This window comes from Lacisediminihabitans changchengi, assembly GCF_016634425.1.
In the GTDB taxonomy this organism is placed as follows: domain Bacteria; phylum Actinomycetota; class Actinomycetes; order Actinomycetales; family Microbacteriaceae; genus Lacisediminihabitans; species Lacisediminihabitans changchengi.
This window is the reverse complement of record NZ_JAEPES010000005.1, coordinates 1-11,463: the sequence shown is the minus strand read 5'-3', so window position 1 is coordinate 11,463 and position 11,463 is coordinate 1. Positions and strand designations below refer to the sequence as shown.

The following is an 11,463-nucleotide window of genomic DNA, read 5'->3' as shown; positions in this document are numbered from 1 at the left end:
TCTGGGGTGGGGGCGCTGCAAGATGTCGACGACGTCCTGGTCATCACGCGCACGCGGCAGATGAGGCTCGGAGGTCAGTCCGCCATGCCCGTGTCTGGCCCCTTCCGCCTGAGCTGCGTGCGTAAGAGCATCGATGTTGTCCCTACGAGCGCGGTGGCGGCGAGGGCAATCATCGTGAGGTGCGTGCTGAGTGGGCCGCTGTTGTACATTGTGACTCCCACGGCGATGAATGTGAGCGCGACAATCGCGACGGCCAGGGGGTGCTGGCGTCGCAGCGCGACCACAACGACCGACGCCGGAAGTACGTAGAGGACGATGCTAACCCAGCCCATCTCGTTGACCCACTTGACGTACCCATCGGTACCAGGGATTGTCTGGACGAGATCTCGGTAGAACATTGCGGCGCAGTGCAATATCAGCCCTATGGAGCCGAAGCTCAGGAGGCCGATGTCCGGCCACGACGATGTGCGGGCGTAGCGCTTCCACGGGAGTTGGGGGAAGATCGCGCGGGCCGTGAACAATACCAGCGGTACCGTAATCAGCGCGATGGTCAGTCCGATTGGCATGGCCGACTCCTCGTTTGTGACCTCAGTCTCGTCGCGTAGCGCCTGGATATGGGCACGGTTTTCCCTCCTTGAGTCGGACGCGGACAGTGATGACCTGTGCGGTGATGATGGCGGTCGCGGCGACGATGTTGATGACGATGAGCAAGTCGGAGTGGGCTTTCAGCGCGGTGGGTTCTCTCTCCGGGCTCGTCATCTGGTGCCGGGCAGCCGTAGTGAGAGGATGCCCACGCTCTCTGGCGTGGCAGGCGTGGGCATCCTCTGGTGCGCACTAGTTGCCTGCGAGCAGTTGCTTCATTGTGCTGATTTCTGTCGTTTGAGCGCTGATAATGTTTTTGGCGAGTTCTAACGCGGCCGCGTTTTTGCCGGTGCTGAGCTCTTCCTTTGACATGTCGATGGCTCCCTGGTGGTGCTGAGTCATTTGGGTGAGAAACAGGGTGCTGGAGGTGGTGCCGTCGGCCGATTTCAAGGCATCCATATCGGATTGCGACATCATTCCGTTCATCTCCATGCCGCTCATCCCGCTTGAATCAGTCGACTGTCCCCACGCGGTAAGCCAGGACTTCATGAGCGTGATTTCGGGTGCTTGCTCAGCTTTGATCTTCTTGGCGAGATCGGTGACTTTTCCGTCGACGCCGGTTTTGGCGAGAACCATGTCCGCCATTTCGATGGCCTGTTGATGGTGCGCGGCCATGTTGAGAGCGAATGCGATGTCGGCGTCGTTATGGGGTCCCGTCGCGGTCGAGTTTGCGGCTGGGGCCGACGAGCTGTGGTTGGTGCCAGACACGGTTCCGGTGCTGCAGCCAGCCAGCAGGACAGTGAGGGCGAGAGCGCTCGAGACGAGCAGGGTGGATCGAGTGTTCATTGGTTTTCTCTTTCAGGTCAGTGGAACGACAGATTCGAAAGCGCGTCAAAGGCGCGCCTGTGGAGCGTGATCCGTGGGGGTGCGGATAGCTGCGAATCAGGTTCGACTGATGGAGAGGAGATCGAGTGAGGGTGGTCGCGGTGGGGGCGTCGTCGTTCGCCAGTCCCGGGGCGGTGATCTCAGCGCTTTTAGTCCGGTCCAGCCGGTTGGCAATCCGGGCCCGATGAGAAGAAACAGGCCCGTGATGGAGATCGCCAGCACGCAGGCCATTTCCTCCATGGCCATGCTTGTTTCATGAGCAGCTGGCCGATGACTTGCCGGCGAGAGAACGGGGGCCGCTGGCCCACCGATGTCACCTGAGGTCGACATCGCGACCATGGAGTCATTCGCGATCAGTGAATCGACGGGCAGGTAGTGCATTCCGAGCAGGCCGAGCAATATAGCGATCACGCCAAGAGCGGGCAGCAAGGATCGTTGCGGCCAGAGTTTTCCCAACCTCGAGAAACCGATTGTCATGTCTGATCGTAGTGCTGATGCTCGTGGCCAGTCTGATCCTTGGGACCGGTCGAGCTTTTTTTGGCGCGATCGTGCGCCGAGCGGTCGTGATCAGAGTGTTCCGCGTGGTCATGATGCTGGGCGTCCTCGTCTTCTGCGGGCGCATAGGTGAGGGCGATGAGTTGTCGCAGGCAGTGGTCGCGCAAGGGTTTGGGGAAGTCGTCGGCAAGTCGGTTGTAAACCACACGGCCCTCCTTCCGGGTCACCAGCAACCCGGCGGTTCGCAGTAGCCGGAGTGCGTAGGAGACGGAGTCCTCCGACACATCCAGCGCCAGGGCGAGATCGCCGACACAGAGTTCCTCGGTGACATCGAGTGCGTAGATGAGGCGCAGCCGTACCGGGTCGGCCATCATCGATAGCAGTCCGGTCAGGCGGGTTGTCGCCTCTGGGGTGGGGAGCCGGTCGCGGGCGTGCGCGACCCGCACTGGGTCGATCGGGTGGGTGTGGTTGGTGATCGTCATGTCTATCCCTCGAGGTGAGGTTTTGCTCCACCGGCGAGCTGGTATGTGGCGGGGTTAGCGATGAACGCGGACCGGCAGCCAGCCGAACAGAAGTAGACGGTGCCGTCGTCCGTGGTGTGGCTGTGTTGCGCGGTCGCGATGTCGACGCTCATTCCGCACACCGGGTCGATGGCGGTCCCAGTCGAATTCTCGAGTTCGTGCCCTGCGTGACCGTGGGGTGCCATCTCGTTCTCCTTCGTCGTACCGATGGGCATTGCGTTCGTGTATCGAGCGGGGTCGGTGTCGAATCGTTCTGCGCAACGGTCTGAGCAGAAGTACTGCGTTCCGGTGTCGACCCTCCGGGTTGCGGGAGCGTTGGCGGTTTCGACCTGCATCCCGCAGACCGGGTCCTTGGCGTACCGTGTGTCCGTCTTGTCCCGGGTCCGGTAGAGCCAGTAGAGGACCCCAAAACCGATCAGTGCTGCGATATTGAGGAAGGTGGTGTAATCCCAAGCGAACCCGATATGAACGATTTGGGTGGGTCGTGGTGGGTTCGGGATGTGGATCAGTTGGAATAGGTATTCCACTGCGAGCCCCGCGGCGCTCATTGTCGCCCAGAAGACAGCCAGGATTCGCAGGGTGATGGGGGTGCCGTAGTACTTCTTGTAGATCCACAGCAGTGGCAGGGTGACCAGGTCGGCGAACACGAAGGACACGACTCCGCCGAAGCTGATTCCGCCGTGCCAGAGTGCGGCAGCCAGGGGCACGTTCCCGACGGAGCAGACGAAGCTGATGATCGCGATTAGCGGTGCGATGAGAACGTTCTCGAGGCTGGAGAGGAACCCGTGGCCGCTGAGAAACACGGACTGCCACACAAAGTTGGGGACGAGGGTGGCCAGGAACCCGGCCACCACGAATCCGATCACGAGTTCTTTGCGCAGCATCGTGAGGTCGCTGATCGTGTAGCTGGCGGCATCGGCCCAACCCGTGCGGCTGGAGATCCGTTGCCGGAATGACCCGGTCGATGACTGCTGTTCGAGTTCGTCTTCGTCGACGTCATCAGTGTGGTCATGAGCAGTGTGGTCGTGAGCAGCATGTGCGTGCGTGTCTGATGCGCTGCGGTTCAATCGCGTTCTGGCTTCATCCGTCATTTTTGCGGGGATGGCCCGGGGAAGGATGATCCCAAGAAGGATGATCATGATTGCACCGCCAACAAACTCCGCCAACGCGAACTGCCAGCCGATGAGTAACCACAACACGATCCCTAGCTCAACGACGAGGTTGGTGCTGGCAATCATGAACACCATCGAGGAAGTGAAATCGGCGCCTCGTGCGAACAACGATTTCGCTAGAGCGGAGGCTGCATAAGAACAGGAGGAGCTGATCATGCCAAACAGCGATGCCTTCGCCAGTGTCTTTGGCCGGTGATCACCGAGCGCGGTGCGCATCTGCTTCCGGGACACGAAGGCCTGCACGGCCCCGGAAAGGGCGAATCCGAGAACCAGCGCCCACAAGGTCTGCCAGAACATGAAGAAGCCCTCGGACAATCCGTCCCACAGCGCCGTCAGTACCGTCATTGCATCACCCAATCAGTTGAGATCCTCGCCGCGGCATTCACTGAGTGAACCACGACGGCTGTCTCAAGTGTAAACCCGTGCGGATGTGCGGATATTCCCCCGGGGTCAAGTCGCAGGGTAGATTTTGGCCGGCTGCGCCTCTGCGGCCACTATCTACGCTGCTGCTCACCTTCGCGCGGCAACGCGGGTGCCGGCTCTGTGACACCGGCCGTCGAGACCATGGCGCTGAGGTGCTCCGGTCGAAGGTCGAGCCGGCGCAGGAGTTGAGCGTTGAGGGCGACGACAACGGCGGACGCTGACATGAGGATGGCGCCGACTTCCATGGGGAGAATGAATCCGATCGGGGCGAGCACCCCAGCGGCCAGGGGCACCGAGATGAGGTTGTAGCCGGCGGCCCACCAAAGGTTCTGCTTCATCTTCCGGTAACTCTTGCGGGACAGTTCGATGACGGAGAGTACAGAGCGTGGGTCGTCGCTTGCGAGGATGACACCGGCTGAGGCGATGGCGACGTCGGTTCCGGCACCGATCGCGATCCCAACATCGGCTTGCGCCAAGGCGGGGGCGTCGTTGACTCCGTCGCCAACCATGGCAACTTTTCGTCCTTCGTGCTGAAGCTCCGCAACTTTCGCAACTTTGTCGTCCGGGTGGACTCCGGCGAAGACTCGGTCGATGCCCAGGGTGTCGGCAACGGACTTTGCGACGGGTTCTGCATCGCCAGTGATCATCACTACCTGAATGCCAAGAGCATGGAGCGCGTCGACCGCGGGCTTGGACTCCGCTCGGATCTCATCGGCCAGACCGATTGCCCCGATAACTTTTCCATCGGCAAGGACGTGGAGGATGATCTGACCCTGTTCTGCCCACGCGGAGGTTTCTGGCAGCGGGTGGGTTTTGTTGTTGGCGAGCATGCTCGGCCCGCCGACGGAGATCTTCTTCCCGGCCACGATGGCGGTGACACCGACCGCGGTTGATGCGTGGAATCCGGTCGCGCTGCCGAGTGCGAGGTTGCGTGCGTGTGCTGCACGGACGATCGCTTTCGCGAGCGGGTGCTCACTGTCGCCTTCGGCGGAGGCAGCCAAAGCCAGCACCTCGTCCTCGGTGTTGCCGGCGGTGACGGCGATGTCTGAGACGATCGGCTCACCCTTGGTGAGAGTGCCGGTCTTGTCGAAGAGGACAGTGTTGACATTCCGCATAGTCTCCAACGCCATGCGGTCTTTGATTAGCACGCCCGCCTTCGCCGCGCGCTCTGTGGAGATGGAGACGACCAACGGAATAGCCAGGCCAAGCGCGTGGGGGCACGCGATCACCAGCACGGTGATGGTTCGGATGATGGCCTGGTTTGGGTTCCCGACCATGGTCCAGACGATCGCAGTGATGATCCCCGCGCCGAGGGCGAACCAGAACAGCCATCCCGCGGCTTTGTCGGCAATGCGTTGGGTTGGTGAGGACGAGTTCTGCGCCTCAGACACCAGATGCTGAATCCCAGCCAAAGCAGTGTCGTCGCCCACAGCAGTGACTTTCACCCGGATAGCGGTGTCAGTGGCGACAGTGCCAGCCACAACGTGCGCTCCGGGGCCCCGACTTACTGCTCGGGATTCGCCGGTGATCATTGATTCGTCAACATCGGCCGTGCCCTCAACCACGGTCCCATCGGCTGGGACACGACCTCCGGGACGAACGATCACCACATCGCCTACCACGAGGTCCGCAGGAGCGACTACCTCGACGATGTCACCGGTGACACGTTCGGCTTGATCGGGCAGTAACGCTGCCAGCGACTCGAGCGCGGTTGAGGTTTGCGCCAACGAACGCATCTCTATCCAATGCCCGAAGAGCATGATCACAATCAGGAGGGCCAGCTCCCACCAGAAATCCAGCTGGCGATCCAGCAGGCCGAGGCTTGCCCCCCATGATGCGATGAAGGCGACGCTGATCGCCAGGGCGATGAGAAGCATCATCCCGGGCTTTCGGCTTCGTACCTCCGAGATAGCACCGGTCAGGAAAGGGCGGCCACCCCACACATACATGACCGTGCCTAGGACCGGGGAAACCCACGCCACGAACGCAAGATCGGGAAGCTTGTAGCCGAGGAACATGGCGAACAGGTGGCTGAACCCGACCACCGGTATGGCGACGATCAGCATGATCCAAAACAGTCGACGGAACTGCCTCACGTGTGTGCCGTGATCGGTGCCGTGATTCATCATGGCGTGATCCACGGGCGAGTGGCTCGTTGAGGAGGGGTCGAGGCTCGGTTGCGAATCGCGATGCTCGTCAGGCTGGGGTTGCTCCGCCACCGCGGTCGCGGGCGACGAATTCTGATTGTTGGGATGGCTACTCATGGCTATTTCCGTTCGCCGGGGAGAGATGGATCAAAACTGGACGGGATCGATTCGGACGCGGGAATTATCGCGGACACACGATCTTGGGTACTCGCTGTCTGGGTGGCGATCGAACGCCTCGTTTGCCTTTGAGCGTTGTGTGGTCGCGGTCTCATGGGCGGCGCACTCGTTGCCAAGGTCATGGGGAGCTCTACCCCAGCGCCTTGAGGCGAACCTGATACTGGTCCGGGGTCAACTCGCCTTTTGCAAGACGCCCATCGAGGATCTCCTTCGGAGAGGGCCCCGCACTTGTCCTGCGCGACTTAGCAGTGGTCCTGACCGTGCGAACCACGGCGGTGGCCACGAGAAGAATCACGAATATGGCGCCGATTGCCCAACCCCAGCCCATGGCACCGTAGTTTCCCCACATCATGGTGAGCCTCATTTCGTTGGACTTTGAGTGGGCGCGGGAACGCTAACACTTGTAATCGAGCATTCGCTATCCGGTGACGATGGGGCAGAGTCCTTAGTCCCGACATGGTGTGCTGCGCCGACGGGCGCTAGCTGGTGGTGAGTGATCCGACGGTCCCCGCTATGGTCAGGCCGATGCTGAGGAGGGCGAGGCTGACGACGATCATCCGGGCCTTATCTAAGTTGCGGGCCCTCGCGCTGGGGCTTTGGGGGCTCGCTTTGGAGGATGGGATCGACGGGTTTTGGCGTGAAGGGCTGATCGCCGCACCGGCGAGGGCCAGCCCCGCCGCTAGTGGGACTGGGTGCCCCTCGGGTCGGATCGTCATCATGCCGTGTTTGAGGCCCGCGGAGACAAGCCACCAGTTCATCGGGTAGGTCACGATGAAACCGAGCGTGAGCGAGATCGACATGATGAACCAGAACTCAGGATGCGTCGGCGTCGCCAGCATCCCGAGCGCTTGCCGCCATGGCACGCTGAGGGCGATCATCCCTGCCATCAAGGCGTTCATCGACACGAACTCCGGCAGGAAGGTCTTCCGGAGACTGAGTAAATAGTTACCGCCGACCATTGCCCGCATGAAGAGGGCTTGGAATATTGTCCAGCCGAACAGGAAGCCGAGGCCGTATTCGGCTAGGAAATTTACCCACTCGGGCAGCCCCAATGGGGAGAGCACGGCGGCGGCGACAAGAATCCCGATACCGTCACCGGCAACGCAGTGCATTGTAGATCCCACAACTTGGCGCCAGCGGGCCCGAACGTAGTTTTCGTGGACTCCGGGCAGGGGTTCCCGGCAGGAGAGGATATAGAGGACGAGCCCGATCGGACCGGTGAAGAGGGTGACAATAACGAACCCCCACTTCAGAACTGGGGATTCGGGTGTTCTGAGGATGTCGCCAGCGACGAACACAACCGAGCCGGCCACCTCCGCGAACCAGAGGATCATGATTCCTTGAAGGATCATTTCGCCAGTTCCCCCGTTTCCGCCGGTTCGAGCGTCCCGGCTCGGAACCGAAAATCGCAGAGCGGGGCACCACCAGCGATCGACCCATGCCGTTCGAGCGATCCTCCCCACATGTGGGCGAGCTGAAAGTCGAGATTGCACCATGATCCGACGGTCAAGTCGGAGGCACCGTGAACGCCGAGGTAGTCGGCGACCGGGCAACGCACCATGTTCAGCGCCCTCCCCGCCGGTTCGGGCACGTCCTCGTAGCGGTAGCCAGGCCGGTTGAACGGGAAGCGCAAGAAGGCATCTACGCTGAAGCGCATCCGCTTCGCCGGGTCACGGGTACGCACTAGCGCCATGGCACGCGGCAGTCGACCCCATTGGGCGTAGATCTTCCAGCAGGTATCGCCGACGAGTTCGATTCCGTAACCGCGCTCGACACCCGCGGCGGTTAGTGCGTCCAGCATTGCCATTGTCAGGCACGCGAGCATGACGTTGAGGCGGCTCCCGAGTGTCGGCTCAGCCGGGAGATCCGGTGCCAGGGCGTCGAAGCGCGCCCATGCCGTCTTTAGTACACGGAGCACATCCCGGCGACTGAACCGGCCCGCCGATGGGTCAGTGCGCGACTTGTCGCGGCCGACCACCGCAGAGCGTGCGGCCCATGACGCCCATGGCTTCAAAACTGCGATCACGGCCGTTTGAGCTGCCGGTGACAGACGACGACTCACCCGGCGCCTACCTAGTAGGCGTGAGGGACTCAAGGGCTGGGACATCATTGCGTGGGCCGCTGTTCGACTCGACGTGCTCTGCGTTCATCCTCGTCGATCTCGCTGCGTGCGAGCCACTCATCCGGAACCTGGGCGCGGGAGCCCCCGTTGCTATCGTCCCATTCGTACATTAGCTGCGCGCCTCCGTTTCTCACCGTACGTCGACCGGTTTCGCCGCGTTAGGGACCTTCGACCCCTTTCCTGAACTGCCCTCCGCCCGGGCACAAACACCTTTGGCGGAAGGGAGAGCAGAGTGCGCGGCCGGGCGCGCATTGGCGGTTCTGACATGGGAACACGACGAGTGGCTGGGGCCTAGCGATCGTCACCTTATCGGGGCCACCACTATGAGCAGCCACGCAATTAGTCCGAGGAATACGAGAATGGCGACCGTGATCGAGTAGACGTCGCGGTGGATCCTTCTGAAGATCTTCATGTCGTTCCCTTCGTATTTGGCGAATTGCGAACCCGATCTTTTCGCCGGGGGCGCTGGCGGAATCTTTCACGCATGCTCGGCTTGCCGTTTCGCGGCCACGTGTCGTGTACTCGACCCATCTGGGAGAAGATGACGAAGAGCGCCCCTCCGAGCACAGCGAACCAGACAAGATCGCTGAGGTGCCCGGCCTCGAACACCCCCTGGGTTCCCATCCCCAACGCGAATGTGCCGACGATCGACACGAGGAGGAGTATCACCATTTCCCCGCCGCGCCGCTTTCGCGGTGGGATGGCGGGGTGGGTATCGCTCGAGGTGGGGACCGCTCCCGCCTCCTCGTGATCGGTTGACTCCGATTTAGTCTCCATGGGTTGACCCAAATCGTTCCTTGAATCCTGGCTTGTCTAGTTCTCCCGGGGTTGGGTAGCGGTAAATGAACCGGTACAGCTTTAGGCGTCTGGGGAGGTGTCGAAGCCCGGGGAGGAGTGGGACAGCGAAGAGCATGATGGCAAAGAACAAAAGGTTCCAGAGCACGAACCCTGTTCCGGTGGCACCGCCTGGCAGATATACGTGAAATACCGCCGGGACGGCCAAATACCAAGGGCCGACGGGGAAACCGCGTTCTTTCACCATTCCCCACTGATCATCCGTAAGGCCAAGTCGGCTCGCTGTGGCCAGCATTTTGGGGTGGTCGTATAGCCAGATGACGGGGAGTTGGGTGGAATGGCCGGGCGCGGAGGCTTGAAGGTACTGCTCAAGGTAACCGTTTTGTGCAAGTTTGACATCCGCCTCGACCATCACCGGCACAGGCCCGAAATTGCCGGTAGGAGCCGGAATCTTGGCGTAGCTTGGGCTGGTCATAGCTCCCATCGCGTCGCCTGATGGCTTCGCAGTGATGGTGCCAAGCGCCTTGTCGTACGCGGAGGCCCAGTCGATCTGCTGCTTCGCTGTCGCCGCAGAGTACATAGCGACCGCATCCCGCACGTCGGTAGCGTGCAGGGTTGGCCAATTGGGAAGGCTGATTGGCCCCAAAAGGGGAATTGCCGCACGTAGCGGCTTCACGACAAAGATCTGCGCAGGGTCACCCATGCCGTACTCCGAAGCGTTGGCACTGGAACTGGAGGTGCCATCCAATTCCTGTGCGAAGGCAAGCACCGCCCCGCCGGCGTCTTGCTTCGCGGCGGCGGCAATCGTGGCGTCCGGAGAATTTGGGGACCCCGCCACGGCCGCCACAGCGACAAGCACGACGAGCAGCACTACCGACAGAAGCGGATACTTCCAGAACACGTGCCGAACCAGACGTTCCGGCGGAGCGTCCGTGCTCACGACAGGCGGACGGTCGCTGCCAACGTTTCCGCCGTTTTCGGTCATTCGAACACCTTCTCGTTGTCGTCCGCCTTCTCGGTTTCTGACGTCAGCGGGGGATGCATCCCGAACTGCCGGACCAGCACGATGTGCGCCAGGATCAGCGCAAATATGGCAACGGGGACAACGGCGATATGGATTGCCAGGTCGGCGGTGAAATTGGCCGGGCTGAAGAGGTTGAAGAAGAACGGTTGAATGAAGAGCATGTTGTCGGAATGCATCGCCACGAACTGGGACTCCCAGTCGCCGCGGGCCAGCAGCCCGAACAGGTTCTCGCCCATCGCCAACGTGAAGATGGCGATACCGATCCACCAGTTGAAAATGCGGCGCCCGCGAAATGAACCGGTCGCCCAGACCCGCAACATATGCAACAGCATGAAGAAGAAGAAGGCCTCAGCGCTCCAATAGTGGAAGGACTTCAGGAAGATCCCCACTGGGTTGGTGAGCCACCAGAACGGTCCCAGCAGGGCAAGCGCGATACCACTGCCGGTCAAGAAGAGAAACATTAAGAACGCGAGCCCGCCCAGCGCATACCAGTACGACTCCGCATAGAACGGCACAATCTTCCCGAACATGCCGCCGAAGGGCCGAATGTAGGCGAACGACTCCAGAACGGCGCGCACCCTCCCGTGCTCGGCCACTCGCGTATTGAAGCGGTCCCACTTTGTTGGGGCTTCTTCTGCGGGTGTGGCTGTCATTTGTTCAGTGGGTCCGGGCATCATTGGCCCTTTCGGTCTCCTCGATACGAGATCAGAGAAAGGTTTGTCTCCGCTACTCGTAAACGGTATTGGTGATCTGGAAGGCTCTCGAGGGCCTTAAGGCCCTGTCCGGTCGCCAACGCTCGAACCTGGGACGCTCTCAGGAAGTGGCTCTGGTCGACCAGGCAACGCGAGCTCCACCGGGACGGCATTGACATCGAGCACAGTCGACGGAAGCCTTTGGGTTGCAGCCTCCCGTTAACCAAAGAATCCCCGATCCGACCATTCAGGCGGCACCGAGGACTGGAGTGACCCCCCAAGTGTGGGCCCCGTACTGAGGAGTAGTGCCCCATAAAGTGGTGTAACTCTTGGTGGCCGGCTCGTCGCGAGACGTAAGCGCGGTCACCGTGTGAGACCTTCGAGAAGTCTCTTACCTCCACTCGAAAGGCACCATCACGATGACCGCT

At 61.3% G+C, this 11,463-nt stretch carries 10 protein-coding genes; all 10 read right to left on the bottom strand.

Annotated features, from left to right (window positions below; genetic code table 11):
* Nucleotides 1-74: 74 nt before the first annotated feature.
* Complete coding sequence (locus IV501_RS13990) at nucleotides 75-566, bottom strand: hypothetical protein (protein WP_200556998.1); 492 nt, start codon at nucleotides 564-566, stop codon at nucleotides 75-77.
* Between the two features lie 268 nt (nucleotides 567-834).
* Nucleotides 835-1,428, bottom strand: a complete 594-nt coding sequence (locus tag IV501_RS13985; protein ID WP_200556997.1) for a DUF305 domain-containing protein — start codon at nucleotides 1,426-1,428, stop codon at nucleotides 835-837.
* Nucleotides 1,429-1,524: 96 nt separating this feature from the next.
* Nucleotides 1,525-1,944 carry a DUF6153 family protein gene (locus IV501_RS13980; protein ID WP_200556996.1) on the bottom strand — a complete coding sequence of 140 codons (420 nt, stop codon included), beginning with the start codon at nucleotides 1,942-1,944 and terminating at the stop codon, nucleotides 1,525-1,527.
* A complete protein-coding gene (locus IV501_RS13975; protein ID WP_200556995.1) occupies nucleotides 1,941-2,444 on the bottom strand; it encodes an ArsR/SmtB family transcription factor in 504 nt (167 codons plus the stop codon). Before IV501_RS13975 ends, IV501_RS13980 begins: the two co-directional genes overlap by 4 nt.
* A gap of 2 nt (nucleotides 2,445-2,446) precedes the next feature.
* On the bottom strand, nucleotides 2,447-4,000 hold the full coding sequence (locus IV501_RS13970; protein WP_200556994.1) for a permease: 1,554 nt from the start codon (nucleotides 3,998-4,000) through the stop codon (nucleotides 2,447-2,449).
* Between the two features lie 149 nt (nucleotides 4,001-4,149).
* Nucleotides 4,150-6,342 carry a heavy metal translocating P-type ATPase gene (locus IV501_RS13965; protein WP_200556993.1) on the bottom strand — a complete coding sequence of 731 codons (2,193 nt, stop codon included), beginning with the start codon at nucleotides 6,340-6,342 and terminating at the stop codon, nucleotides 4,150-4,152.
* Between the two features lie 539 nt (nucleotides 6,343-6,881).
* A complete protein-coding gene (locus tag IV501_RS13960) occupies nucleotides 6,882-7,736 on the bottom strand; it encodes a DUF4396 domain-containing protein (protein WP_200556992.1) in 855 nt (284 codons plus the stop codon).
* A gap of 14 nt (nucleotides 7,737-7,750) precedes the next feature.
* A complete protein-coding gene (locus IV501_RS13955; protein WP_200556991.1) occupies nucleotides 7,751-8,203 on the bottom strand; it encodes an L-2-amino-thiazoline-4-carboxylic acid hydrolase in 453 nt (150 codons plus the stop codon).
* Nucleotides 8,204-9,290: 1,087 nt separating this feature from the next.
* Nucleotides 9,291-10,304 (bottom strand): hypothetical protein, encoded by a 1,014-nt coding sequence (locus tag IV501_RS13950; RefSeq protein WP_200556990.1) that lies wholly within the window; start codon nucleotides 10,302-10,304, stop codon nucleotides 9,291-9,293.
* Nucleotides 10,301-10,996: a cytochrome b N-terminal domain-containing protein gene (locus IV501_RS13945; RefSeq protein WP_200556989.1), complete on the bottom strand. Its 696-nt coding sequence runs from the start codon at nucleotides 10,994-10,996 to the stop codon at nucleotides 10,301-10,303. The genes IV501_RS13950 and IV501_RS13945 overlap by 4 nt, the downstream gene beginning before the upstream one ends.
* Nucleotides 10,997-11,463 lie beyond the last annotated feature (467 nt).